The sequence below is a fragment of the Nocardia sp. CC213A genome, from assembly GCF_030766805.1.
GTDB classification, from domain to species: domain Bacteria; phylum Actinomycetota; class Actinomycetes; order Mycobacteriales; family Mycobacteriaceae; genus Nocardia; species Nocardia otitidiscaviarum.
Window position 1 is genome coordinate 169,947 of the sequence record NZ_JASFXA010000006.1, and the last position, 26,596, is coordinate 196,542.

20 protein-coding genes and 1 pseudogene are annotated in these 26,596 nt (G+C 68.6%); 8 read left to right on the forward strand and 13 right to left on the reverse strand.

Annotated features, from left to right (window positions below; genetic code table 11):
* Positions 1-551: 551 nt before the first annotated feature.
* From QJS31_RS13400 to QJS31_RS13415, 4 genes and pseudogenes are all read right to left on the reverse strand, one after another.
* A pseudogene (locus tag QJS31_RS13400) lies at positions 552-2,486 on the reverse strand (ABC transporter ATP-binding protein/permease); the annotation flags it as partial.
* A 3-nt stretch (positions 2,487-2,489) separates the two neighbouring features.
* Positions 2,490-3,539, reverse strand: a complete 1,050-nt coding sequence (gene cydB / locus QJS31_RS13405) for a cytochrome d ubiquinol oxidase subunit II (protein ID WP_282782469.1) — start codon at positions 3,537-3,539, stop codon at positions 2,490-2,492.
* 10 nt (positions 3,540-3,549) lie between these two features.
* Positions 3,550-5,013: a cytochrome ubiquinol oxidase subunit I gene (locus QJS31_RS13410; protein WP_306356843.1), complete on the reverse strand. Its 1,464-nt coding sequence runs from the start codon at positions 5,011-5,013 to the stop codon at positions 3,550-3,552.
* Between the two features lie 189 nt (positions 5,014-5,202).
* Positions 5,203-6,120 carry an aminodeoxychorismate lyase gene (locus tag QJS31_RS13415; RefSeq protein ID WP_306356844.1) on the reverse strand — a complete coding sequence of 306 codons (918 nt, stop codon included), beginning with the start codon at positions 6,118-6,120 and terminating at the stop codon, positions 5,203-5,205.
* An 89-nt stretch (positions 6,121-6,209) separates the two neighbouring features.
* Here QJS31_RS13415 and QJS31_RS13420 point away from each other — a divergent pair, with 89 nt between their 5' ends.
* From QJS31_RS13420 to QJS31_RS13435, 4 genes are all read left to right on the forward strand, one after another.
* Entirely contained in the window at positions 6,210-7,325 is a 1,116-nt protein-coding gene (locus QJS31_RS13420) for a folate-binding protein YgfZ (RefSeq protein ID WP_306356845.1), read from the forward strand.
* On the forward strand, positions 7,322-8,071 hold the full coding sequence (locus tag QJS31_RS13425; protein WP_306356846.1) for an MOSC domain-containing protein: 750 nt from the start codon (positions 7,322-7,324) through the stop codon (positions 8,069-8,071). The genes QJS31_RS13420 and QJS31_RS13425 overlap by 4 nt, the downstream gene beginning before the upstream one ends.
* A gap of 251 nt (positions 8,072-8,322) precedes the next feature.
* Positions 8,323-9,285 carry an asparaginase gene (locus tag QJS31_RS13430; protein ID WP_282782479.1) on the forward strand — a complete coding sequence of 321 codons (963 nt, stop codon included), beginning with the start codon at positions 8,323-8,325 and terminating at the stop codon, positions 9,283-9,285.
* A gap of 172 nt (positions 9,286-9,457) precedes the next feature.
* The gene (locus QJS31_RS13435; RefSeq protein ID WP_282782482.1) at positions 9,458-9,670 is read left to right on the forward strand and encodes a DUF3073 domain-containing protein; all 213 of its coding nucleotides are present in this window, start codon (positions 9,458-9,460) and stop codon (positions 9,668-9,670) included.
* Between the two features lie 403 nt (positions 9,671-10,073).
* On the opposite strand, the gene purM is transcribed toward QJS31_RS13435, so the two are convergent.
* Both purM and purF read right to left on the reverse strand, forming a co-directional pair.
* On the reverse strand, positions 10,074-11,153 hold the full coding sequence (gene purM / locus QJS31_RS13440) for a phosphoribosylformylglycinamidine cyclo-ligase (RefSeq protein WP_282782484.1): 1,080 nt from the start codon (positions 11,151-11,153) through the stop codon (positions 10,074-10,076).
* A gap of 289 nt (positions 11,154-11,442) precedes the next feature.
* On the reverse strand, positions 11,443-12,993 hold the full coding sequence (purF, locus tag QJS31_RS13445) for an amidophosphoribosyltransferase (RefSeq protein WP_282782486.1): 1,551 nt from the start codon (positions 12,991-12,993) through the stop codon (positions 11,443-11,445).
* Positions 12,994-13,106: 113 nt separating this feature from the next.
* Between purF and QJS31_RS13450 the strand changes: the two genes are divergently transcribed.
* On the forward strand, positions 13,107-14,450 hold the full coding sequence (locus QJS31_RS13450) for a YhgE/Pip domain-containing protein (protein WP_372341589.1): 1,344 nt from the start codon (positions 13,107-13,109) through the stop codon (positions 14,448-14,450).
* Between the two features lie 246 nt (positions 14,451-14,696).
* Here the strand turns inward: QJS31_RS13450 and QJS31_RS13455 are convergent, their stop codons facing one another.
* The 3 genes from QJS31_RS13455 to QJS31_RS13465 form a co-directional block, all read right to left on the reverse strand.
* Positions 14,697-15,086 (reverse strand): sterol carrier family protein, encoded by a 390-nt coding sequence (locus tag QJS31_RS13455; protein WP_282782658.1) that lies wholly within the window; start codon positions 15,084-15,086, stop codon positions 14,697-14,699.
* 348 nt (positions 15,087-15,434) lie between these two features.
* Positions 15,435-16,097, reverse strand: coding sequence for a CPBP family intramembrane glutamic endopeptidase (locus QJS31_RS13460; protein WP_282782656.1), 663 nt, complete (start codon positions 16,095-16,097; stop codon positions 15,435-15,437).
* Between the two features lie 158 nt (positions 16,098-16,255).
* A complete protein-coding gene (locus tag QJS31_RS13465) occupies positions 16,256-17,962 on the reverse strand; it encodes an alpha/beta hydrolase (protein ID WP_372341600.1) in 1,707 nt (568 codons plus the stop codon).
* Positions 17,963-18,177: 215 nt separating this feature from the next.
* Here QJS31_RS13465 and QJS31_RS13470 point away from each other — a divergent pair, with 215 nt between their 5' ends.
* The gene (locus tag QJS31_RS13470) at positions 18,178-18,468 is read left to right on the forward strand and encodes a YiaA/YiaB family inner membrane protein (protein WP_282782652.1); all 291 of its coding nucleotides are present in this window, start codon (positions 18,178-18,180) and stop codon (positions 18,466-18,468) included.
* A 45-nt stretch (positions 18,469-18,513) separates the two neighbouring features.
* Here the strand turns inward: QJS31_RS13470 and purL are convergent, their stop codons facing one another.
* Positions 18,514-20,811: a phosphoribosylformylglycinamidine synthase subunit PurL gene (purL, locus tag QJS31_RS13475; RefSeq protein ID WP_306356847.1), complete on the reverse strand. Its 2,298-nt coding sequence runs from the start codon at positions 20,809-20,811 to the stop codon at positions 18,514-18,516.
* A 363-nt stretch (positions 20,812-21,174) separates the two neighbouring features.
* Between purL and QJS31_RS13480 the strand changes: the two genes are divergently transcribed.
* Positions 21,175-22,515, forward strand: a complete 1,341-nt coding sequence (locus QJS31_RS13480) for a glycosyltransferase 87 family protein (RefSeq protein WP_306356848.1) — start codon at positions 21,175-21,177, stop codon at positions 22,513-22,515.
* Between the two features lie 246 nt (positions 22,516-22,761).
* On the opposite strand, the gene QJS31_RS13485 is transcribed toward QJS31_RS13480, so the two are convergent.
* Positions 22,762-23,886: an HNH endonuclease signature motif containing protein gene (locus tag QJS31_RS13485; protein WP_306356849.1), complete on the reverse strand. Its 1,125-nt coding sequence runs from the start codon at positions 23,884-23,886 to the stop codon at positions 22,762-22,764.
* A gap of 1,427 nt (positions 23,887-25,313) precedes the next feature.
* Here QJS31_RS13485 and QJS31_RS13490 point away from each other — a divergent pair.
* A complete protein-coding gene (locus tag QJS31_RS13490; protein ID WP_306356850.1) occupies positions 25,314-25,970 on the forward strand; it encodes a hypothetical protein in 657 nt (218 codons plus the stop codon).
* A gap of 224 nt (positions 25,971-26,194) precedes the next feature.
* Here QJS31_RS13490 and QJS31_RS13495 read toward each other — a convergent pair whose 3' ends face one another.
* Entirely contained in the window at positions 26,195-26,407 is a 213-nt protein-coding gene (locus QJS31_RS13495; protein ID WP_029926459.1) for a hypothetical protein, read from the reverse strand.
* 2 nt (positions 26,408-26,409) lie between these two features.
* A complete protein-coding gene (locus tag QJS31_RS13500; RefSeq protein WP_306356851.1) occupies positions 26,410-26,574 on the reverse strand; it encodes a hypothetical protein in 165 nt (54 codons plus the stop codon).
* Between the last annotated feature and the right edge of the window lie 22 nt (positions 26,575-26,596).

Here is a 26,596-nt window from a genome sequence, read left to right on the forward strand (position 1 = left end):
ACCGCGCCGCGCGCCCCGGTCACCCGGCCTGCGCTTCCGAATGGCCGCGCCGCGCCGTTGTCCGCCGATCCCGGCGTGGGATCCAGGCAGTGGTCCGTGCATGCCGCGGAGCCTGCCACGGGATTCGGCGTTCCGCTGGCGGCGACGGGGCGAACGCGTAGTGCATCGCTCGTGCGAGCGTCCCTACCCGCGACGGCAGCGCTGCCCGTGGCAACGCCTCCACTCGCGGCAGCGGCCTCGGCGGCGCACCGACCCGCCACGGCCGCGTCGGCACCGTGCGGACCCACGGCGTTGTTCTCCATACGTCCCCGCCCCGGCTCCGCGCTGCCGATCCCCTCCCGGTGCTGCGCTCCGGTCGCAGCGTCCTGCCGGGTCGCGCCGGTGTCGGGTGCGCCGCTGCCGATGCGGTCGCCGACGGTGCGGCGCGATGTCCTGCCGGGCGCGGAATCCTGTGCGGGTCCGGATGGTTCGGGGACATACGCGGAGGTGTTCGAGTCGCGCTCGTCATCCGGCTGTGCGACGAGGGAATCGGACTCGCCGGCGGGCTGGGTGGCGTGCACCTCGATGACGTGGTCGGCGATGGCCAGGATGGTGGGGCGGTGGGCGACGACCACCACGGTGGCTCCGGCGCGAGCGCGGTCCACGAGGACGGTGAGGACGGTGGCCTCGCTGGCGTCGTCGAGGTGGGCGGTGGGCTCGTCGAGCAGCAGGACCTGGCGTTGGGCGGCGAGGGTTCTGGTGAGGGCGAGGCGTTGGCGTTGGCCGAGGGACAGGCCGATGCCGCCGGTGCCGACGACGGTGTCCCAGCGGTCGGGGAGTTCGTCGAGGACGGTGTCGAAACCGGTTGCCGCGCAAGCCGCCGCCAGCTGCGCGGGGTCGGCGGGAGCGCCGAGGAGTTCGAGGTTGTCGCGGAGGGTCCCGGGGACGAGCACGGGGCGCTGCGGCAGCCAGGCCACCCGGGACCACCACTCGTCGGGGTCCAGGTCGGCGACGGGGATACCGTCGACGCGCACCATGCCGTGATCGGGGGCGATCAGTCCCAGCAGCGCCTGGAGCACCGTGGATTTGCCGCAGCCGTTGGGGCCGGTCAGCACCGTGACCGCGCCGGGCCGCAGCGTTGCGGAGAGCCCATCCGGGGCCGCGCCGCCGCGCGCCGCGACGCTCAACTCGGCGAGTTCGATGTGGCCGCCGATATCTCGGCCCCGCACGGGCAACGCATCGGTCGAGGTAGCAGATGCGCCCACCACTCCCGGCGTCGATTCGGCCGCCGGGTCAGCAGCGACCGCCGCGGCGGCCCTCGGGGCAGCAGTCGTCGGGACGGCACGCGTCTCGGCGGCGGTCGGGTCGGCTATTGCCGAGTCGGCGGCTCCCGAATTCGCGTCCGGTTTCCTGTCGTCCGGCTCGAGCACCGCGAAAGCCTTGTCGGCGGCTGCCATTCCGTCCTGCGCCGCGTGGAACCGCTCCCCCACCATACGCAGCGGCAGGTACACCTCCGGAGCGAGAATGAGCGCCACCAACCCCCCGTACAGCCCCATGTGCCCGTACACCAGCCGCATGCCGATGGAGACAGCCACCAGCGCCACGCAGAGGGTGGCGAGCATTTCCAGCACCATGGACGACAGGAAGGCGATGCGCAGCGCGGACATGGTGCGCTTGTGCAGGGCCTCGCCCAGATCGCGCACCCGTCCCGCCATGGTGGTGCGGGCCGCATCACCCGATGCCGAATCGCCCGATCCGGCCACGGCGTCCCCGCGTCCGAGGGCCGGTCCCGCGATGTCGGCAGCGGTGTCGATCGCGGCGTCTCCGCCCGCTCCGGGCCGCGGCCGCGACGTCTCCCGTCCCAACGCCCGCAGCGTCGGCATGCCGGCGAACAGGTCGAGCAGTTGATCCGACAGTCGTGTGGTGGCAGCCAGGGTCTCCTTGGACTTTCCCTGGGTGAGCAGTCCGATGAGGATCATGAAGATCGGGATGAGCGGCAGGGTGACGGCGATGATTCCGGCGGAGACCAGGTCGTGCAGCGCGATGACGGTCAGCAGGACCGGGGGCACGAGCACGGCCAGCAGCAGGGCGGGCAGATACCCGGCGAGGTAGGCGCGCAGGCCGTTCAGTCCCGTTCCCGCCACCACCGCCAATTCGGTTCGGCGGCACTCCAGTTCGCGCGGCGGCAGCTGGGCTCCGGCGACCACCACCGCGGTCTCCAACTCCGCCACCACCTGCGCTCCGGCACGGTGCGCGAGCCGCGACTGCCACCAGGTGGCCGCCGCCCGAACCGCGACCGCGATCGCGAACACCGCCAGTTCGGTTGTCCAGGAGCCGATGTCACGGCGTGCCGGATCGGTGATGACACCGGCCAGCACCCGCGCCAGGGCCAGGGCCGCGACCACGATGCACACCGTGGTCGCCAGCGACAGCGCCACGCTCAGCACGAGATACCGTCGTGCCGAACGGGCGTGCCGCCACAGGCGCGGGTCGACCGGTCGAGCCATGGGTCAGTTCTTCGCCTTCTCCGGGAGCAGCCCGATGGGGTCGGGGATCTGTTCCATGGTGAGCCGCTTGCGGAACACCCAGTACGTCCACCCCTGGTAGATGAGCACCATCGGCACCATGACCACCGCCACCCAACTCATGACCACCAGCGTGTAGTGCGTGGACGAGGCGCTGACGGTGCCGTCGCGGCCGTCGACGGTGAGGCTGAAGGCCGGGTCGATGGTCGAGGGCAGCACATCCGGGAACAGCGACCCGAACAGCAGGGCGGTGGCCGACAGGATGGTGAGCGCGGTGCCGGTGAAGGCCCAGCCGTCGCGGCTGCGGCTGTGCGCCAGACCGGCGACCACGATCCCGATCACCGCCAGCGCCAACGGAATCCAGGTCCAGCTCTGCCCGTAGGACAGCTGGGTCCAGATGCCGAACACCGCCACCACCGCGGCGGTGGGCACGAAGATCTTGCGCACGATCGCCTCGGCGTCGTCGCGCACCTCGCCGCCGGTCTTGAGGCAGATGAAGATCGCGCCGTGCAGCAGGAACAGCAGCAGCGTGGTGAGCCCGCCGAGCAGCGCGTACGGGTTGAGCAGGTCGAACAGCGTGCCCTCGACCTGCCGTTTCTCGTTGAGCTGGACGCCGCGCACGATATTGGCGAACGCCAGACCCCAGGCGAGCGCGGGAATCCAGGAGCCGAGCCCGATGCCGAGGTCGCACCAGCGCCGCCACTTGTCGTCGTTGATCTTGCTGCGCCATTCGATGGCGCAGGCCCGGGTGATCAGGCCGACGAGGATGAGCAGCAGCGCGAGGTAGAACCCGGAGAACAGGCTCGCGTACCACTCCGGGAAGGCCGCGAACATGGCGCCGCCCGCGGTGAGCAGCCACACCTCGTTGCCGTCCCACACCGGCCCGATGGTGTTGAGCACCACGCGCCGCTTCACCTCGGATTTGCGCCCGATGATGGGCATGAGCATGCCGACGCCGTAGTCGAAGCCCTCCAGCACGAAGTAGCCGATGAAGAGCACGGCGACCAGCAGAAACCAGAACACTTGCAGAGTCATCCGGAGTCTCCTAGTAAGCGAAGGAAAGCTTCTCGACGGAATCCCCGGTCATCTTCGGGGCGTCGGATTCGGTGGCGGCCGGTTCCGGCCCGGCGACGGTGTAGCGCCGCATCAGGTAGAACCAGGCGACCGCGAGCATGCCGTACAGCAGCGTGAAGACGATGAGCGAGGTGAGGATGGTGCCCGCGGACACCCCGGAGACGCCCTGCTGCACCGTCATTCGGATGCTCTGCTCCCCGGTCGGATTGGGCACCACCACCCAGGGCTGCCGCCCCATCTCGGTGAACACCCACCCGGAGATATTGCCCAGGAACGGTGTGGCGATGGCGAGCAGCGACAGCCAGGAGAACCACTTCCCATCCGGCACCCGCCCGCGCCGCGTCACCCAGAATCCGATGAGCGCCAGCAGGATCGAGCCCGCCATGAAGGTGATCATGGCGCGGAACGACCAGTAGGTCACGAACAGGTTGGGCCGGTAGTCGCCGGGGCCGAACTTCAGGACGTATTCCTCCTGGAGGTCCTGCACGCCGGCGAGGGTGACGCCGCTGAATTCACCCTTGGCCAGCCATGGCAGCACATAGGGCACCTCGATGAGGTGGCTCACGCTGTCGCAGTTGTTGTGCGTGCCCACGGTGAGGATGGAGAAGTTCGGATCGGTTTCGGTGTGGCACAGCGATTCCGCGGAGGCCATCTTCATGGGCTGCTGCTCGAACATGAGCTTGCCCTGCACATCACCGGTGTAGACGAGCGCGACGGCCGCGATGGGAATGATCCACAGGCCCATGCGCGCCGCGGGCCGCCACATGGTGCGGGCCTCCTCGACGCCGACGGCCTCCCCCTTGCGCATATTGCGGACCATCCACCAGCCGGCGATGCCCGCGACGAAGGTGGCGGAGGTGAGGAAGGCGCCCGCGATGACGTGCGGGAAGGCGGCCAGGGTCGTCACATTGGTGATGACTTCCCAGATGCTCGTCAATTCCGCGCGTCCGGTCTCGGGATTGAATGTCGCGCCGACCGGATGCTGCATGAACGAGTTGGCCGCGACGATGAAGTACGCGGAGGCGTTCACGCCGATGGCGACCAACCAGATGCATGCCAGGTGCACCTTTTTGGGTAGTCGGTCCCAGCCGAAGATCCACAGGCCGAGGAAGGTCGATTCCATGAAGAAGGCGACCAGCGCCTCCATGGCCAGCGGTGCGCCGAAGACGTCACCGACGAAGCGGGAGTATTCGCTCCAGCCCATGCCGAACTGGAATTCCTGCACGATGCCGGTGGCGACGCCGAGGGCGAAGTTGATCAGGAAGAGTTTGCCGAAGAATTTGGTGAGGCGCTTCCAGTGCTCCTTGCCGGTGATCACCCAGGCGGTCTGCATGCCCGCGACGAGCGGTGCCAGGCCGATGGTCAGCGGCACGAAGATGAAGTGATAAACGGTGGTGATACCGAACTGCCAGCGCGCGACGTCGACGACGTCCATCCGACCTCCCTGCCGATCTACGACATGACGTAGTACCGGACACTACGCCTGCTGGGTATCAGATGACCATGTGACGCGCCACAACATGCTGGTCGTTTGCCAAGCGGTGACCGAAGTCCCCGAAAGTGTGCCCCCAGGTCCTCGCGCGAGCCCTTCCGAAGGTCATCCGAAAGGCCTGCGGCACACCCCTCACCAGTCGGCGATGCTGCCCGCCCGCGCCACCCCGCGGTTCACCAGTTCGATGATCTCGGGGGCGTGGTCCGGCGCCGACATCCGCAGTCCGTCGAACGAGTTCACCCGGGCGGCCAGGGTGATGCTGGAGAGCATCCAGATACTGTCCGCGGTAATCAGTTCGGCGACGAACAGCGGTTTGTACAGGCATTCCCAGCCCGCCTTCTCGGCCTCGGCGAACAGCGCCCGCTGCGTGGTGCCGGGCAGGACGCCGACCTTCGGGGGCGGGGTGATGAGCTGCTTGTCGCGCACGATCACCACGGTGGAGCGCGGGCCCTCCAGCACCTTGTGCTCGGTGCTGGTGAAGATCACGTCGTCCGCGCCCATACGGTGCGCGAAACGCAGCGCCGCCATATTCGTCGCATACGACAGGGTCTTGGCGCCCAAGAGTTGCCAGGGCGCGGCCTGGGCCAGATCCACCGAGATTCCACGCGACAGTGTGATGACCGAAACACCCTCGGTGCGCGCGGTTTCCACCCGTTGGGGCACCGGCAGCACCAGTACGTAGCCGGTGGTCGCGGGTTCGGCCGGCGTCAGCTCCTTGTTGGCGGCCTGCCCGCCGGCGCCCTGCTCGCTGTCGCGGCCACGGGTGAGCACCATCCGCAGCAGCCCCTCGCGGGACTCCCCCCATTCCTTGGCCGCCTTCTGCACGGCGGCGCGCCAGGCGTCGAGATCCGGGGGCGGCAGCTCCAGGGCCTCCGCGGATCTGCGTAGTCGCGCCAGATGCGATTCGATCGCGCACGGCTGGCCGTCGCGCACCAGCACGGTCTCGAACACGCCGTCGCCGCGCAACACACCGATGTCGTCCGCATACAGCAACGGCGCGTCCGGATCCCGGATCGCGCCGTCGAGGGACACCAAAACTCGTTCCACCATGGCAAGTGAGCCTAGGACAGATCGAGCCCGGTTACGCGGCTTCTCCACCGCCGGCGCACGGCGGATCGGGCAACACCTATTGTGGGTATGTGTCCTCCGAGGTTGCACCCAGCCCGATCCTTTCCAATCCAGGGGCAGTCGCGGGGCTGCCCGAGTCTCCCGATTCGGCTGTCGCGTGGCATTACGGCGATCCCTTCGGTGAGCAGCGCGCGGCGGCGCAGCGGGTGGCGGTGGTGGACCGTTCGCACCGCTTCCTGTTCACCATCACCGGCAAAGAGCGGTTGACCTGGCTGCACACCGTCTCCAGCCAGCATGTGGCGGAGCTGGGCGACGGACGGTCGGCGGAGAATCTGGACCTGGATCTCAACGGCCGCGTGCTCAACCACTTCGTGCTGACCGAACTCGACGGCACGGTGTGGATCGACACCGAGGCCCAGCGCGGCCCGGCACTGCTCGACTTCCTCGCGAAGATGGTGTTCTGGGCCGACGCCAAGCCCGAGGCCGCACCCGACTACGCCATGCTGAGCCTGCTCGGGCCGCGCGTGTCCGAACTGACCGACACCCTGGGTGTCGCGGCGCTGCCCGATATCAATGCGGCGGTGGCGCTGCCCGGTGGCGGGTTCCTGCGCCGCATGCCCTGGCCCACGGCCGATTCCTACGATCTGATCGTTCCCCGCGCGCAGCTGGGCGACTGGTGGGCGCGGCTGCGCGCCGCCGGAGCCGAGGCCGCCGGAATGTGGGCCTACGAGGCGCTGCGGGTGACGGCGCTGCGCCCGCGCATCGGCGTCGACACCGATGAGCGCACCATCCCGCACGAGGTGCACTGGATCGGCGGCCCGGCCGAATTCGGCGCGGTGCACCTGAACAAGGGCTGCTACCGCGGCCAGGAGACGGTGGCCCGCGTGCACAATCTCGGCAAGCCGCCGCGACAGCTGGTGCTGCTGCATCTGGACGGGTCCGCGGATTCGCGTCCGGCCCCCGGTGATCCGGTGACCGCCGGCGGCCGCGCGGTCGGCGTGGTGGGCACGGTGGTCGACCACTACGAATTCGGCCCGGTGGCGCTGGCCCTGATCAAACGCAATGTCCCGGTCGACACCGAGCTGGCGGCCGGACCGGTCGCCGCCTCCATCGACCCCGATTCCGTGCGCGCCCACGACGAGCCGCAGGCGGGTCGCCTGGCCGTGGAGAGGTTGCGCGGCCGATGAGCGACGAACTCACCGCGGCGGCGGAATGCGTGCTGCCCGAGCACGCCGCGGCCCCGGCGGCGTCCAGCGCGGTCGGTACCGTGCTGGCCGTCTGCGTCGTGCACGCCGATATCGAGGTGCCGGGTCGGGTCGGCCGCTCGGCCATCGACAAGCGCCCGGTCACGCGGCGGGTGCGGGTGAACAGGCTCAGCCTCGACGGCGATCACGTGTGCAATACCGAACACCACGGCGGCGAACACCAGGCCGTGTACGCCTACGCCCAGGAGGACGCCGAACGCTGGGGCCGCGAGCTCGATCGCGAGCTGCCCTACGGCTGGTTCGGCGAGAATCTGCGCATCGGTGGCCTGCCGGTGAGCGATGCGGTACTGGGTGAGCGCTGGGCCATCGGCGACGCACTGTTCGAGGTGAGCGCGCCGCGCGTCCCATGCGCCACCTTCCAGCACTGGACCGGCGAGCAGCAGTGGGTGAAACGCTTCACCCTGCAATCGGATACGGGCGCGTATCTGCGGGTGCTGACCGAGGGCGCGATCGGCGCGGGCGACGAGGTGCGGCGGATCCACATTCCCGCCCACGGCATCACCGTGCGCGACCTGTTCGGCGGCCGCGACCAGGCGCTGCTGGACCGGCTGCTCACCGAGGAGCCGACCATCTCCGACGATGTGCGCATGCAGATCGAGCGCCACCGCCGCCGCAACGACCGCGTTGCCGCGACGAATGCGAAGACGAGCGGGGAGCTGACGGCATGAGCGCTCGGACCCGCCGGCGGCGGCGCGGGACGAGCCGGCGGGCGGGTCGCCGATCGCGGGCGGTGGTAGCCGACGGTCGGGCCACGACGCGAAGGGACACCGCATGAGCGGTCAGGTGCGGAGGTCGCAGCCGAGAGCAACCACGCAGCGCCCCGCACGCGCACGAAAGGGCACAGCATGAGCGGTCAGACGCGGAGGCGGCAGCGGAGCGTAACCACGCAGCGTCCCGCACATGCGCGAAAGGGCACAGCATGAGTGTGGAACTGGTCGAGGTGGTGCGGTCGGGTTTCCGCGAGTGCGTGCACCGCGGTTCGCTGGTGATCCTCGGCCCCGACGGTGAGCCCGCCGTGGAGCTCGGCGAGGTGCACGGCCCCATCTTCCCGCGCTCCACCAACAAGCCCATGCAGGCGATCACCCTGCTGCGCAATGGCTTTCATCCCGTGGACGACGCCGAGCTGGCCATCGCCACCGCGTCGCACTTCGGCGAACCCGATCATGTGGAGCTGGTGCAGCGGCTGCTGGATCGCTTCGGCTTCGCCGAGGACGAGCTGGAGTGCCCGCCGGATCTGCCCTTCGAGGAGCAGGCCCGCGCCACCGCGCTCGCCGGGCACGACCGCGCGAAGGCGGCGCGCCGGATCTTCATGAACTGCTCGGGCAAGCACGCCGCCATGCTCGCCACCTGCCGAATCAACGGCTGGCCGACCCGCGGCTACCTCGATGCCGGGCATCCGCTGCAACGCGCGGTCACCGACACCATCGCCGACATCACCGGTGAGCCGGAGACCGATCTCGGTCTGGACGGCTGCGGCCTGCCGATCGTGCCGGTGTCGCTGGTGAACCTCGCCCGCGCCTACGCCACCATGGCCACCGCCCCGGACGGCTCGCCGGAGCGCCGGGTGGCGGAGGCGATCCGCGCCCATCCGCGAGTGATTTCCGGCACGGACGGGCCGGATCTGCGCGTGATGACGGCAACGCCCGGACTGGTGTGCAAGATCGGCGCGGACGGGGTGCACGCGGGAGCGCTGCCGGACGGTTCGGCCTTCGCCTACAAGATCGATGACGGGCACGACCGCGCCCGGGTGCCGCTGACGCTGGCCATTCTGCAGCGTATGGGCATCGACTGGACCGACGACCACGCCGAGCTGGCGGCTCCCGCCGTGCTGGGCGGCGGCGCCCGGGTCGGCGTGATCCGGGCAATTCCCGGGCTGCTCTGACGCCCGACGGAAACGGCGTCGCCCCGGTCGGAACGGCACTCGCGAGGATCTTCCGGCACTCATGGAAGCGCGACCGCCTGACACACGCTAAAGTGTCTGTCAGGAAGATATTAATTCGAACGGGGCCGCCAACCACCCCAGGCCGCCCCGCAGTGACGCGAGGGGGTCAGCCATGGGCCGTGGCCGGGCTAAGGCAAAGCAGACCAAGGTTGCGCGCGAGCTGAAGTACAGCTCGGCACCAACCGACTTCGCGAGCCTTCAGCGCGAGCTGTCGGGAAGTTCTTCCCCCAGCTCGCAGCGGAGTGGTGTGCTTTCCGACGAGCACGACGCGGATGAATCGTCGCGTTGGGAAGATGAAGACACCTACGACGACTGGCGCCGCTGACTCGGACTGAATCGACGTGCTAAGGGGGAGGCCGTGACTGGCCTCCCCCTTAGCGCGTCGATTTTGCCGTGATTCACGGTGCTGAGGGCTCGAACTACACAGTGACCACATCGGCGTCCCGCGCGCAGTCGTGTCGGGACGCTGGTGTGTTCGGGCTGTCCGGTCGCCGGGCAGCTGAACAGCAGCCGACCGAACCAGCGCGGCCTTTCGGGGCGCATGCGCGGCCTCGACGTCGGCCGTGTTCTTCGCACCCTGGATCGCTCGCGGCCTTCCCGGGTGCCGCGCCGTGCGCTTCGGCGACCCGGAGCCGTTCGGGAGACCCGAAGCGTTCGACACCCTATCGACGAAAATCGCCCCGGCCACGAGAGCGGCCGGGGCGCATCGTCTTCGGATGTCCGAATGCTCAGAAGCGCGGGTGGTCTCCCACCAGCACCGCGCGGGCGGCGTCGGCGTCCTTGGCCTTCTTGACCGTGCCGAGGGTCCAGCATTCGATGTGGCGGGCGGTGAGGACGGCCAGTGCGCGATCGGCGTCCTCGGGCGCGACGATGGCGACCATGCCGACGCCCATATTGAACGTCTTCTCCATTTCGACCCGCTCGACGCGGCCGCGCTGGGCGATCATCTTGAAGACCGGGGCCGGGTTCCAGGTGCCGCGATCGAGTTCGGCGACCATGCCCGCGGGCAGCACACGCGCCAGGTTGTTGGCCAGGCCGCCGCCGGTGACGTGGGCGAAGGTGCGCACATCGGTTTCGGCGATCAGGGCCAGGCAGTCCTTGGCGTAGATGCGGGTCGGCTCGAGCAGCTCCTCGCCGAGGGTGCGGCCGAATTCCTCCACGTGTCCGGTGAGGGACATGCGGTCGATGTCGAGCAGCACCTTGCGGGCGAGGCTGTAGCCATTGGAGTGCAGGCCCGAGGCGCCCATGGCGATCACCACGTCGCCGGGCCGCACCCGGTCCGGACCCAGCACCGCGTCGGCCTCCACCACGCCGACGCCGGTGGCGGACAGGTCGTAGTCGTCCGGACCCATCAGGCCCGGGTGTTCGGCGGTCTCGCCGCCGAGCAGGGCGCAGCCGGCCTGGACACAGCCTTCGGCGATGCCGGAGACCAGTTCGGCGACCCGTTCGGGCACGACTCGGCCGACGGCGATGTAGTCCTGTAGGAACAGCGGTTCCGCGCCGCACACGACCAGGTCGTCGACGACCATGGCGACCAGGTCGAGGCCGACGGTGTCGTGCTTGTCGAGCGCCTGCGCGACCGCGATCTTGGTGCCGACGCCGTCGGTGGAGGCGGCCAGCAGCGGCTCGCGGTATCCACCCTTCAGCGCGAACAGTCCGGCGAAGCCGCCGAGTCCACCCTGCACCTCGGGCCGGCTTGCCTTCTTGGCCAGCGGTGCGAAGAGCTCAACTGCCCGGTCGCCGGCTTCGATGTCCACTCCGGCCGCCGCGTACGACGCACCGGCACCGCTGGGGGTCTGTTCAGTCATTGTCTTCGGAGAGCTCCAAGCCGAATCGGTGGATAGATGCCTGCTCACGCTACCGGAGCCGGATAACGACATCGCACCCGTATCGGGAATGCGGGTTGACAAACCCTCCGGTCCGCAACGCCGAGACGCGCGACCGGCCCCGCGCTCGCCCCCGTCCGCACCGTCGAACCCTGTTGATCAGCGGCATCGCGCCCGGACCCGAAAGGGCTCGAACCGCCCCGACATACAAGGGTCCCCGGATAGCACAGTGCCCGCCCACCGAGGCGGGCGGGCACGACGTCGACGTCGGCTACGGGCGGCTCAATGCGCTGGCATTGGCGTTGTCGGCCAGCAGTTCGGTTTCCGTCGCACCGGTGAGCATGCCCTCCAGCACGTTCTTACCGATGGCGGCCTCGGTGGGGAGGGTGATGGGGTACTTGCCGTCGAAGCAGGCGCAGCACAGGCGGCTGCGGGGCTGTTCGGTGGCGGCGATCATGCCCTCGGTGGAGATGTAGCCGAGGGTGTCGGCGCCGATGGAGCGGCGCACGCCCTCGACCATGTCCTCGAAGGAACCCTCGCCCGCGCCGTTGGCGATCAGCTCCGCCCGCGAGGCGAAGTCGATGCCGTAGAAGCAGGGCCATTTGACCGGCGGCGAGGCGATGCGGACGTGGATCTCCAGCGCGCCCGCCTCGCGCAGCATGCGGATCAGGGCCCGCTGGGTGTTGCCGCGCACGATGGAGTCGTCCACCACGATGAGGCGCTTGCCGCGAATGACCTCGCGCAGCGGATTTAGCTTGAGGCGGATGCCCAGCTGGCGGATGGTCTGGCTGGGCTGTATGAACGTGCGCCCCACATAGGCGTTCTTCATCAGCCCCTGGCCATAGGGCAGTCCGGAGCCCTGCGCGTAGCCGACGGCGGCCGGGGTGCCGGATTCCGGCACCGGGATGACCAGGTCGGCGTCGACGGGATGCTCGGCGGCCAGCCGGCGGCCGATCTCGACGCGGGTGGCGTGCACGGAGCGTCCGGCGATGGTGGAGTCCGGGCGGGCCAGGTACACGTATTCGAAGACGCAGCCCTTGGGTTCGGGATTGGCGAAGCGCATGGACCGCACCCCGTCGGCGTCGATCGCCAGCAGTTCGCCGGGCTCGATCTCGCGCACGAAGGACGCGCCGACGATGTCGAGGGCGGCGGTCTCACTGGCTACCACCCAGCCGCGATCCAGGCGGCCCAGACACAGCGGCCGCACCCCCCACGGGTCGCGCGCCGCGTACAGCGTGTGCTCGTCCATGAAGGTGAGGCAGAAGGCGCCGCGCAGGGTGGGCAGCAACTCCATGGCCGCCTGCTCGATGCTCTTGTCGGCGGCGGCGTGCGCGAGCAGCGCGGTCATCACGTCGGAGTCGGAGGTGGCGCCCAGGGATCCGGCCAGTCGCCCGCTGATCAGGCCCAGTTCCCGTGCCCGCGCTCCCAATTCGGCGGTATTGACGAGATTTCCGTTGTGTCCCAGCGCGATTCCGGTGCCGACCGCAGTGGTGCGGAAGATCGGCTGGGCGTTCTCCCAGGTGGTGGAGCCGGTGGTGGAGTAGCGGCAGTGGCCGACGGCGACGTGGCCGGGCATGGCGGCCAGGGTCTGCTCGTCGAAGACCTGGCTCACCAGGCCGAGATCCTTGAAGACCAGCACCTGCGCGCCGTCGGCGACGGCGATGCCCGCCGCTTCCTGGCCCCGGTGTTGAAGGGCATAGAGCCCGTAATACGTGAGCTTGGCGACATCCTCGCCCGGTGCCCAGACACCGAAAACCCCGCATTCTTCACGCGGTTCGTTCTCGTCCTGGTCGGCTGCGGCGGCGGAGGGGTGCAGATTCACCGTTTGCTCCCTGTTCGGCGGGCTGGGGGCACGCACCAGTCTACGGGTAATCACGACGCAACCCGCCGTTGGGATAACCCGGGTGGCGCGGCGTTTGCTGTTAGCTTTCTCCGGTGACGACCAGCGATACCCCGGAACCTACGCCACGTCGGCATCTCACCCCGATCAAATGGGGTTTTCCGATCATTGTCGTCACGCTGCTGGCCTCGTTGCTGGGCGTGATGTACCTCGACTATGTCGTGGATCCGGAAGAGAATCTGCACGACTTCCCGATAGCACTCGTGAATCAGGATGTCGGCGACACCATCGGCGCGCCCGGCCAGGAAAAGCAGGTGAACTTCGGCGATCAGGTCGCCGCCGGACTGCGCGAGGCGGTGCCCGCGGACAAGATCGATCTGCGCGAGCTCGGCATCGGCGAGGCGCAGCTGCAGATGCAGCAGGCGCAGGTCTACGGCACCATCATCATTCCCAGCGACTTCTCCAAACGGCTCGGCATTCTGGGCGTGGGAAGTGTGGTGCCGGGCGATATCTCGAAGCCGGTCATCACCTTGCAGACCAATCCGCGCACCGGCGCGTTCGCGACCGCCATCACCCAGAAATTCGGTGAGGAAGCTCTCAGTCAGGTGCAGATCCAGGTCGGCAAGCAGCTGACCGAACAGGTCAACGCCCAGCTGGCTCCGCCGCCGGACGGGCCACCGGCGCCGGAGCTCACCGCGGCCACCCGGGTGGCGCTGGCGGAGCCGCTGAATATCGTGGTCGAACAGTTCCGGCCGCTACCGAACGGTTCCGGTGAGGGTCTTACGGCGTTCTTCTACAGCCTGCTGCTGCTGTTGGTCGGCATGGTGGGCGCGATGATCATCCATCAGTTGATCGATTCGGCGCTGGGCTTCCTGCCGACCGAATGGGGGCCCTGGTACGTGCATTTCCCGCGCGCCCCGATCTCGCGGACGCGCACGCTGCTACTCAAATGGGCGGCAGTGTCGGTGATGGCGGTGGCGGTATCGGCCGCGCTGCTCGGCATCGGCGCGGCGCTGGGCATGCCCATCGACAAACCGCTGCTGCTGTTCATCTACGGGGCGTTCGTGATCATCGCGGTCGGATTCACCTGCACCTCGGTGCTGGCGGCGGTGGGCACGGCCGGGCTGATCGTCAACCTGATCATCTTCATCATTCTCGGCCTGCCGTCCTCCGGCGGCACCGTGCCGATCGAGGCGACGCCGAAGTACTTCGGCTGGCTGGCCAATTTCGAACCCATGCACCAGGTGTTCCTGGGCACCCGCGCGATCCTCTACTTCAACGGCAGCGGAGTGGCGGGATTGACGCGCGGGGTGTGGATGGCGGCCCTGGGCTTGGCGATCGGCGTGGTGTTCGGCCTGCTGATCACGCGGTTCTACGACCACAAGGGGTTGGAGCGCAAGCCGGTGGAGAAAGACGCGCGGGCGGCGGCGCGCACATAGCCGCTACCCGCGACGACAGCGGCGGCGCACGTAGCGGCTTCGCGCGAGGTCAGCGGCGGCGGGCGAGGATCGCGAGCGGGGCTGGAGGGCGGAGCGCACTCTCAGGAGGTGCGCTTGCCCCCTGCACCCGGTGCGGACTGCCAAGGCGCTCGGACTGCCCCGAGCGCGGAGAACAACCGTGGGCGGGAGCAGCACAGTCGAATCCGAGCGCGGTCGATGCGGTCGGATGACCGTGGGTCCAGCGGGCTATCGCGGGCGGATGACGGGGAGCCAGCGGGCTATTTCGGGGGCCCGGGTGCCCGAGGCGGTCAGTGCGCCGGAGGTCAGGGCTTCCTCGAAGTCCAGCAGCCCGGTGGCGAGGAGCAGCCAGGTGCGGGGGTCGGTTTCGACCACGTTCGGCGGGGTGCCGCGAGTGTGGCGCGGGCCCTCGATGCACTGCACGGCCACGAAGGGCGGGACGCGGACCTCCACCGAGGCTCCGGGGGCATCGGCCGCCAGGGTGCGGGCGGTGCCCTTGACCGCCGCGCCGAGTTCGGCGCGGGTGGGTGCGGGTACGGTCTCGTCGCGCAGCCAGGGCTCCAGTGCCGCCAGGGCCGCTCGCAGTTCCTCCGGGTTCACCGCCGCTCGTCGTGCCACCCGACGAGGCTAGCTCGTCCGGCACACACACGATCGAGCACGCGGGCCGCGAACCATGAGCCGCGAGCCGCGAGCCACGAACCACGAACCGCCAACCACGAACCGCCAACCACGAACCGCCAACCACGAACCACGAACCGCGAGCCGCGAGCCGCGAGCCATCGATACGCGCCACGGTGGAGCGACGAGAAATGGGGCGGTGAGACGACGCCGGTACACGCACGCGGCGCAGGCTCTGGACGGCGGTCAGGCGCTCGACACCGCGTCACACCGGTCGAACGGCTGGTCGTGCCGGAATGCCACTGCGCTCGCGGCACGGCCTGTCGGACCGTGGATGGCGTCGGGATGTCACTCGCCGACCAGGATCTCCGGGGGCTCCGAAATGCGCCGGGCCAGCAGCGGGGCGAGTGCGCCGCCCGCATTGAGGGCGAGGTGGAGCAGGGCGGGGGCGGTGGCGCTGCCGGTGCGGTGCCGGAGGTGATCGAACAGCAGTCCCGCGGCGGCGGTGATGGCGACCGCGGCCGGGATCGGGTCGCCCGCCGCACGCGCCGGGTAGATGTGCCAGAGCCCGAAAACCGTTGCGCCGAGCCAGGTGCCGCCGGGGCCGAAGGTGTCGTCCAAGAGCGGTGTCAGAGTGCCCCGGAAGACGAGCTCCTCACTGACGACGGTGCCCACCGGGATGTGCAGTCCCACCCACTCGGCATGCGATGTCTCCGGCACCCGCTCGGCGATCTCCCCCACCCGCTCGCGCAATCCCGGAACGGCGAGTGCCACACCGTATCCCGCCAGGGCGAGCCCGGCGACGGCCAGTCCGACCCGCCAGCCCCGCGCCGAAAACCACTCCGGCCGCCCCCGGAACGCCATGGCGTAGCCACCGGCGAAGGCGAGGTTCGCGGCGGTGCGCCCGCGCATCCCGAGCCGTAGCGCGGGCAGCACCCGATTGCTCCACACCAGCGGCATCCCCACGGCCACAGCCGTTCTCGGCAGCGCCCGCAGCCGCTCCCACCGCATCGGCGACTCCACACGCGCCCACCCGCTGCCACGCGGCACAGCCGACAAGTGCGCAACCCCGCGCGAACCGGCCCGCCGCGACGCACGTTCCACCTCACGTTCGGTGGTACGGCCCGGATATCCGGACCGTGGCACCGCTCTCGCCCGGTTCGACACCCCTACTTGACCGCTCGCTCGTAGTCCTCGGCCAATTCGATCTGGGTGCGGATCTTCTCGCGCAGTTCCGGGTTCCAATCCGGCGGTGCGGCAATGGCTTCCCAGCCGTCGAGGACCAGGGATCCGTAGCGGTGGCCGTGGCCGTCGCTGACGCCCTGGGCGTTGGTGAGGTCGGCCGCTACCTGCCAGAAGGTGACGAAGGGCCACCACCGCATCTGCGAGGACACGTCGGAGCCGCGCGGCTCGGACAGCCAGTCCGGTTGGGAGAGGATGAGATCGGTCGACCACCAGACGATCGGGTCGGAGGCGTGCATGAGGTAGGCGATGCGGGGTTGCCGCCATTCCGTCGACGGCCGGGCGAGGTCGGCGGCGTCGGCGGCGAAGCGCACCACCAGCCCGTCGGCGTAGATCGGCGCGACCTCCCGCGTCCCCGGGTCCCGGCGCGAAACGAACTGCTCCCACAGCCGATTCGAGTTGGGCGGCCCCACCCACAGCGCACCGTCGACCTTGGAACGCAGGTCGGCCAGCCCGTCGAACGCGGCCTCGGACCCCTGCGAACCCAGACTCTCCCCGTACACCAGCAGTTTCGGCCGCTCCTCCACCGGCCGCCGCGACCAGGCGGCGTAGACGGCGTCGAACATCTTCTTCCCCGCGGCCGCCACCTTCTGCCGGTCGGCGAGGAACGACAGCACACTGGGCAGGTACGAATACTGCGACGCCACGATCGCGGTGTCCCCGCCGTACATGTATTCGATGGCGGCGGCGGCCATGCTGTTCACCCAGCCGGTGCCGGTGGTGGTGACGATCACCAGCACCTGCCGGTCGAAGGCCCCGGTGCGTTCGAGTTCGGCGACCGCCAACTCTTCCTGGGTGATGTCCTGTCCGGCGGACTCCAGCCCCACGTACACGCGAATGGGCTCCTTGGCCGGTTTGCCGGTGAGCGAGCTGATCAGCAACGGGTCCGGCCCGTGCGAGACGAACCAGCGGCCCTCCGAGCCGAGGGTCTCCCACTCCGACAGCGAAGCCGGGCTGCCCGAACGTTCCGGCGCGACCGGTTGGACGGCATACGGCGACATCTCGTCGTTGCGCACGCTGAACGCCGAGTTCGCGACGGCGAAGAACGCCTGGGTGGCGACGCCGTTGAACAGCGTGATGACCAGCACGACGAGCAGCAGCGTCCCGGCGGCGGGGGCGAGGTGCGGCGGCACCCGGACCCAGCGGCTGAGCTGGCGGCCGAAGAAGCGCACCACCTCGCGCAGCGTCCGATACGCCGCCACCACCAGCACGCCGACCAGCAGGCTGAGTCCGCCGGTGCGCAGGTATGCCTCGGTGGTGGTGCCGTACATGCCCATGAGCGAGAAGATCTCGCGCTGCCAGTCCGCCGACAGCACCAGCATGTAGGCGGCGACCAGCGCGCAGGTGAGCACGACGGCGGTCTTCACGGCGTCGCGCACCCACATGGGCGGGGTGCTGACATTGATCTTGGGACGCACCCACCGCCGGAACACCCACTCCAGCACACAGCCGACGCCGTAGCCGAGCGCCGCGTTCACCCCGGAGATGAGGCCCTGGAACAGCCAGTCGCGCGGCAGCAGCGAGGGAGTGACGGACCAGGCGAAGAAGACGGTGGCGACCACCAGCCCGACGTGGTTGAGGTCGATGATCTCCTCGATCTTGCGCCAGACGGGGGCGGCTCGGCGCACCCACATCGACACGGGCCGTACCGCGACGGCGCTACCGGTGCGCAGCCGCGTCAGAGCGTCGGTCGTGTCGAGCACCCGTCAAGTATGGCGGTAGGCTGTCCGAATCAGGGGATTCGGTGGCGTGACGTCGCTCAATGGTGATGCGGGTAGGGTATCTACCCTGGTGGCTCGAGTAGAACTACGCGGGTCCGCGGGCGTCGTGGCCGACAGACTTCTCCGGTATGAGCAACACTCCCAACGCACAGAGCAAGAGCACCACGGCATTTCTCGCCCAGGCCGCTATCGCGTTCGGAATCTCCTTCTCCGCCAGCCTTATCGGCATCCTCTATCTGCCGCTGGACATCTGGCAGCGCGGGTTCCTGGTGATGTCGCTGTTGTTTCTGGTCAGCAGCTCCTTCACTCTCGCGAAGGTGGTTCGAGATCAGCACGAGGCGTCGCGGGTGCACAGCCGCATCGACGAGGCCCGGCTGGAAAAGCTGATGGCCGAACACGATCCGTTCAAGGTGGCATGACAGCGCCCCGCCCGGAACGAGGGGTCCGGGCGGGGCGTCTCGCTGTCAGTGTTCGACGGCTCCGCCGAAGAGTGCGGGCAGGGTGCCCTCGAAGGTGGTGCGCAGTTCGTCCAGCGTGATGGTGAACTGTCCCTGCACCTCGACCGAGTCGGAGCCCTGATCGACCACGCCGATGCGCGTCCACGGCAGCCCGCGGGCGTCGCACATCTTGGTGAAGCGGGTCTCCTCGGTGCGCGGCACGGCGACGAGGACGCGTCCGGCCGACTCGGAGAAGAGGGTGACGAACGGGTCGGCGTCCTCGGGCAGCAGGATGCGGCAGCCGGTTTCGCCCGCCAGCGCGGCTTCGACCACGGTCTGGGCGAGACCGCCCTCGGACAGGTCGTGCGCGGCGCTGATCATGCCGTCGCGGGATCCGGCGGTGAGGATTTCGGCGAGCAGCTGCTCGCGGGCGAAGTCGACCTTCGGGGGTTCGCCGCCGAGGTGGTCGTGTTCGACCTGCGCCCAGATGGAGCCGCCGAATTCGTCGCGGGTCTCGCCCAGCAGGATGAGGGTCTCGCCGGGTTCCAGGCCCAGGCCGGTGGGGATGCGGCGGTGCACGTCGTCGATGACGCCGAGCACGCCGACCACCGGCGTCGGCAGGATGGCGGTCTGCCCGGTCTGGTTGTAGAAGGACACATTGCCGCCGGTGACCGGAATGCCCAGGGCCACACAGCCGTCCGCGAGACCGCGCACGGCCTGCTGGAACTGCCACATGACGCCCGGATCCTCCGGGGAGCCGAAGTTGAGGCAGTTGGTGACGGCCTTCGGGGTGGCGCCGGTGGTGGCGACATTGCGGAAGGCTTCGGCCAGCGCCAGCTGCGCGCCGGTGTACGGGTCGAGCTTGGTGTAGCGGCCCGAGGCGTCGGTGGCCAGGGCGATACCGCGGCCGGTTTCCTCGTCGATGCGGATGACACCGGCGTCGGCGTGCTCGGCGAGCACGGTGTTGCCGCGCACGTACCGGTCGTACTGCTCGGTGATCCACTTGCGGGAGCACAGCTGCGGGCTGGCCAGCAGCTTCAGCAGGGTGGCGCGCAGTTCCTCACCGGTCTTGGGCCGGTTCAGCTTGTCCGGGGTGTCGGCGATGAGCGCGTCCTGCGAGTCGGGGCGCTGCACCGGGCGCTCGTACACCGGGCCCTCGTGGGCGACGGTGCGCGGCGGCACGTCCACCACGGTCTCGCCGTCGTAGGTTATGACGAGCCGGTCGCCGTCGGTGACCTCACCGATGACGGTGGCGATGACGTCCCACTTCGCGCAGACCGCCATGAAGGCGTCCACGTTCTCGGGGGTGACGACCGCGCACATGCGCTCCTGCGATTCCGAGGACAGGATTTCGGCGGGCGTCATATTGGCGGCGCGCAGCGGCACCTTGTCGAGTTCGATGTGCATGCCGCCGTCACCGGCGGCGGCGAGTTCGGAGGTGGCGCAGGACAGTCCGGCCCCGCCGAGGTCCTGGATGCCGACGACGAGGTCGGCGGCGTACAGCTCGAGGCAGCACTCGATGAGCACCTTCTCGGTGAAGGGGTCGCCGACCTGGACGCTGGGCAGCTTCTTGCGGCCGGCTCCGGACTCGTCGCCGGAGAAGGTGTCGGAGGCGAGCACGGAGACGCCGCCGATGCCGTCGAGGCCGGTGCGCGCACCGAAGAGGATGATCTTGTTGCCCTGGCCGGAGGCGAACGCCAGATGCAGGTCCTCCACCCGCATGACGCCCGCGCACAGCGCGTTGACCAGCGGGTTGCCCTGGTAGGAGGGGTCGAAGACGGTCTCGCCGCCCACATTCGGCAGGCCGAGGGAGTTGCCGTAGCCGCCGACGCCGCGCACCACGCCGTCCACCACGCGCCGGGTGTCCGGGTGGTCGGCCGCGCCGAAGCGCAACTGGTCCATGACGGCGATCGGACGCGCGCCCATGGCCATGATGTCGCGGACGATGCCGCCGACGCCGGTGGCCGCACCCTGGTAGGGCTCGACATAGGACGGGTGGTTGTGCGATTCCACCTTGAAGGTGACCGCCCAGCCCTCGCCGATGTCCACCACGCCCGCGTTCTCGCCGATGCCGGCCAGCATGGCGGCGCGCATCTCGTCGGTGGTGGTCTGGCCGAAGTAGCGCAGGTGCACCTTGGAGGACTTGTAGGAGCAGTGCTCGGACCACATCACCGAGTACATGGCCAGCTCGGCATCGGTCGGGCGGCGGCCGAGGATCTCCTTGATGCGGGCGTACTCGTCGTCCTTGAGGCCGAGTTCCTTGTAGGGCTGCGGCTGTTCCGGGGTGGCCGCGGCGGCGCTGACGGTATCGACGTGGTTGGTCACGGGAATACCAGAGTCCTTTCGGCCGGAACGAGACAGCGACCGGCAAGCTGGATACGGCGGGATTCGCTTCGAAGTCTAATGCCCGGCAAACCCCACTCTCCCCCGCCTCCCCGCGACTTCGGCGCACGGCTGTGAGCCGTCGACCGTCGCATACGCGCGCCGGCGGTCGTAGAGCCGAACCAATGATGGGCGCACCCGGCGGATTACCCCGATTCTCACGAAATCAGTCGTCACGTCCGATGTCGTCGGCTCCGCGTTCGAGCACGGTGCCAGCCGCGATCGCAGTGTGAACTGTGGCGCGCGCAACAGCCTCCGCGGACCCGGAGCAGCAGCCGAGTGGGGCGTGCCAGCTAGTCTGTCCCGGTGAACGATCGATCCGGGGTCGCGGATCCGACCGAGAAGCCTGCGACGACGCATGGAGGGCCCACGGGATTGTCTCGCCGTCAGGTCCGGCTGCTGCTCATCGCGCTCGCGTTGTTCGTGGTGTCGGCGCTCATCAGTCATTTCGGGAAGATCTGGCACGGGTACATCGATCTTCAGGTGTACCGCAACGGCCCGCGGGTGTGGATGGACGGCGGGGAGCTGTACGGCCCCATGCCGGAGGTGTTCGGGATCGGCCTGCCGTTCACCTATCCCCCGCTGGCCGCGCTGTTCTTCGCGCCGCTGGCCCTCATGCCGCTGCCGGTGGCGGAGGTGCTGGTGCTGGCGACCTCGATCACCGCACTGGGCGTGACGCTGTGGATCGTGCTGGAGCGGGTGCGCCCGGCCATGGACCGCCCGACGCGGCTGGCGCTCGTCATCGGCGCGGTGGCGATCCTGCAATGGCTGGAGCCGATCCGCCAGACCTACGGTTTCGGCCAGATCAATCTGGTGCTGATGGCCGCCATCGCCCTGGATTGCCTGGTGCGCAAGCCTTTCTGGCCGCGCGGGATGCTGATCGGCATCGCGGTGTCGGTGAAGCTCACCCCCGCCGCCTATCTGCTGTTCTTCCTGCTGTGCCTGAACTTTCCGCCGCGCGGCGGCTGGCCCGACGCCGCGGGCTGGCGGCGCTACCTGCCGCGCGGAGACTGGAAATCGCCCATCACCCTGGTGGTTTCGACCATCACCGCGGTCGGCCTGATGTTCGTGTTCTTCTGGCACGAGTCGGTGCAGTACTGGTTCCACACCCTGTCCGACACCGGCCGCATCGGCCCCCCGCATTTCGCGGGCAATCAGTCCCTGAAGGGTTTCGCCTTCCGTCTCGGCGTCTCCGATTCCACCGCCACCGCCATCTGGCTCACCCTGTCGGTGATCGCCGTAGCCCTGGCCGCCGTCTGGATGAAGCGCCTCATCGACGCGGGCCGCCCGGTCACCGCGCTCATGGTGAACGCGGGCGCGGTCCTCTTGGTCTCCCCGGTCTCCTGGTCCCACCACTGGGTCTGGATCGCCCCGACCCTGGTGATCGCCGTCGACGCCATCCGCCGGGGCCGCCGCAACCGCTGGTTCATCGGCACCGTCGCCTTGGCGACGGTCCTGTTCGCCATCGGCCCCCAGTGGGTGCTGCCGCACGACAGTGACCGCGAACTCGCCTGGTCCTGGTGGGAGCAGATCATCGGCAGCAGCTACGTGCTGCTCACCTTCGCGATCTTCGTGGTCGCGGTGATCACCTACCACCCGGAGCGGATGCAGCGGCTCAACGAAGGTTCCGCAGCGCAACCAGGCTGATGCCTGCGCGCCGTTACGAGCCGTCGAGACCTCTACTCAGTTCCCGCATTTCACGACCGAGCCGGTCACGCCCGCATGTCCGACAATGAACCGCAGGCGTTCGGATCGGTTCGGCCTGTCGGCATGTCCGAGGCTGGGCCGAGCGTGCGCGGCACACGCGCGTGCTGAATACCCCTGCGCGGCGGGACGACTTCCGCGTGGGGTCCGGACCGGTGTCCGGTTGTGGATCGGCTCGTGATGCACGATTTACTCCCGAGCACGGTGGGCAAGCAACCTGGCTCGTCGGCGTTTCACGCTCTCGGCCAAAACCTGCTCGGGGTGATGGAACCGATTCACCCGCGCCCGTCGTCGCGGATCCACTGACGCGGGCGGACAGAACGCGGTGCGGCCGGCATTCGCACCACCCGGCGAGACGCGATGAGTGGCCCATCCGGTCGGATCGTCGGCGTCGGCGTCGGCGGCGATCCGCGCATGATGGGCATCGCACACCAATGTCAGGTTGTCGATATCGGTGGGACCGTTCGCCGCCCACGGGACGACGTGGTGCATCGCGCACATGGTCGCGGGCGCGGAACAATCGGGGTGCGTGCAGCCGCGGTCGCGGGCGATGGCGGCCAACCGCTGCCACTGCGATGCGATCCGCGCACCTTCCCCCAGATACAAGGGCTTGCCCGCGTTCTCGTCGAAGATCAGCAACAGCGGGATCGACCATTCGGGATCGAAACAGCCTTCGAACGTGCTCATTCCATCCAGGCGCTGTTCACCGAAGGTCGCCACCCGTAACCGAGCCCGGTCCTTGTCCGTGGTCAGCGAACCGTCCGGGTCGAGATAGCCCAGGATGCGGTCACCGACCTTGCCCACCATCTCCGGAGTCCCGGTGCGCGCGGCGGCAGCGAGGTGTTCCTCGGCGACGGCGCGGCGCTCGGTATCGACGGCATCCGGTATGCGCTCCATCACCCGCATCACGGCCCGCGCATGATCCCCCGAGATCGCACCCTCGGCGTGGGAGACAGCGGCATGCGGCAGACGTGGTTCGCATTTCTCGCCGTAGGCACTGGTCATCACCCCGAGCTGGGCGGCGGCCTTGACCCGCGCGACCGCGTCGGCCTTGGCCAGTAGCAGGGTTTCGACCAGGTACCGGTAGAGCCCGACCGATCCGGTGGTGGTCCACAGATGCCGGTCGTTGATCTCGACCACATGCCGATGCCCCACCGCCTCCAACCGGCGGCGGCACACCTCCAACCCCCGGATGCGGACGGCGAACTCGGCGTCGCTGAATCCGGTCAGGTCCTCGGCCGCGAGGGCGTCGACCGCCGCCGCCAACGCGGCGAGCGCGGTATCGCCCTGCGGAATGTCCCCCTCCGAATCCATGCAGCTATTCTACCGCGAAACCATTTGCGGCAGAACGGCAAACACCATCTGAATCAACCATCTTCACACATTCCCACCCAGGAACAACAGGGCGCTCGATCAGACAGGATTCTCGAAAGGTTGACACTGGACCGCTGAATCATCACCGAGTCGCACGTCGATGACGTTGCTGTTGATCCAGCGTTATGCGAAGGCATCCAATCCATACCGAGTGGCAGTACAGTTGCGCGGTTCGACGAGTCGATCACGCCAGACAGGCGAATTTTTGCCCATGTTCTCCGTAGCCGACGTGAATTCTTCAGCTGGCGTGACTCCGAGAATCAGTGTCGCAGGCGAGTCGCCGTGCACTTCTCGGACACAAGCCGCAGTGACCCGCAGCCGATCTGGAGCAAGCCCCTGTACATCGAACTCTTCGGGCATTGGCACGAGTTCGGGCCCGCGTATGGCCGTCGTTGTCTTGTTGTCGTTCAGACCGTCGCCGCCCGCCGCAAGTCCGCGACCGCATACACGGCGACCCCGAAGACCAGGGCAGCGATGACTACTCCTATGATTGCGCGGGTTCGTTGGGAGATTCTCACCGCTGCCCCTTCACACTATCGGGTTCGACCTTCATGTAGGTCGGGGCTCTTGCACGCACCGCAAGCGTTGGCATTGGGACCCGATCCGGGCGTCGGGCAGTACCGCAGGCTGCTCGGTTCGAACCGGCTCAGTTCGCTCGGTTGCGCTGGGCCCCGGGACGATATCGCCGTCGCCATCGGACAGTCGTCCGGGAGCATTCCTGGCCTTGAACGCCCGTCGCCGGGCGCTTGCGTGGGCTGCGAACCAGACGCGGCCGGAGGGGTGGTCGGTGTCGTGGTGGCTGGCTCTCCGGGGTCGTGGCAGACATACGGCACCGGCGGTGGAGGTGGGGGTCCCGGGTTGCCGGGATTGCCTGCCCGCCACGTCGATTCCCACGCCGCGTTGTAGGCCGCGGTCTCCCGCGCACACCGTTCGGCGGGGGTTTCACCGGTGGCGGTGGCGGGGTTGAGCGCGATCACGGTCGCCGCCACCACGATCAGGGAAGCGGTGATCGCGGCAACCGCGAGCCCTCGCCGTTGAGGTTCGAGGATGTCTGGGAGTCTCATGTCCGGTCCCGCCCGTTCAGATGGTGGTCGGGTCGGAGTAGACCGTCACCGTGGTGTCGGCGACATGGGTCGAGATCGAGAACTGGGTGAAACCGATACAATTCGAGTAGCTAACCATTTACCGAAATAGTCAGTTCGCGTGGCAAATGTCCGTTTTGTCCACTTGAAATTCGCTGCGGCGCTACGGAATAGAAGAATTGCTCTGCGGCACGCCGCAAATCCGGTGTGTTCAATCCATTGAAAGCGCTTGCGTGGCTGTATGGTCTGTTTCGCGCTCGCAACGCTGGTAGCAGACTGCTATCGGTGAACGATGCGGCTCTACCGGAGGCGTTTCCTCTCCCAACCATTCACGCTGACCCAGTCAGCGCCCGTCGAAAGGTGTGTCTGCACGTGTGGATTCGTAAGCTCGTTGCTACGTCTTTGCTTGCTATTGCCGCCACCGGAGTGTCGGCAGCAACATCGCACGGTGAAACCGCTGTCGCCGCCCCCACATTCGGCGGCCCCACCATGACCGCGACCGACCAGGGTATGACCGTCACCGCCGGCGCTTCCGAGGACGGCACCGGCATTACCGCTCATCTGGTCGGCGGCCGGTTCGATGTGAGCCCGGACGGCAATACGATCACCATCACCAACAATGACGGCAGCGCGGTGCAGAACGTCCCCACCGTGTTCGCCAACACCGACCGCATCGTGCGTCTCAGCACCGAGGTCAGCGCCGACGGCAGCACCATCACCATGCATCCGACGTCCGAGCAGCGGGTCGTCTCGGTGACCGAGGCGCAGGAAATCGGCCTGGTCGGCAGTGTCGCGGGTATGGTCGTCGGCTTCTTCGCCGGCGCCGTCGCCGGTTGCATGATCGGCCTCGCCGGTCTGATCGTCGGCTGCGTTCCGATGATCTTCATCGGCGCGATCGCCGGCACCATTGTCGGCGCCGTCGCGGGTGCCCTGGTGCTCTGATCGACACTCTTTCGCGTGGGCTGCGGTTGGTGCCGCAGCCCACGCGGCGTTCACCCGCCTTCGGCCACGGCCGGCGGAGTCGGAACAGGACTGGTCGACGTCCACCGCCATATCGGTGACCGGCCAGCCGTCCGCGCCCACCGGCCACACCCCGTCATCACGATGCAGGAACCCGATCGGGCCGTCGACCCGATCCCGTCCGCGCCACGCCGACCCCGCGCCGGTCACCGTACCCGCCCGGAATCCGGCACCAGCTTCCCCTGCTCCCGCAACATCTGGTGCGCAACGGATTTCGTGACGCACACCCCGACCTCGCACTCGATATGCACCTGCATCGCCCGGTGCGGATCGCGCTGCGCCCATGCCGGACTCACGCAACTGACCAGCGTCGCGATGGAAATCGCGTCGGCGCCAACGGGAATGCTGACGAGATCCACACTCACCACCCCCGCAGCGGAAGATAGGTACGCGCGGACTCGGCCGCCAACCGCGCCTGAAGTTCCGCGACAGGCCGCCCGTGCCGGTGGCGCGGCGGCCGGTGCTGGTGCGTGGTGAGGGCGGCTAGCACGCCCGCAACGATGAGAATGATGGCGAGGATGTCCATTCCGCTTCCCTCCGATGCGATC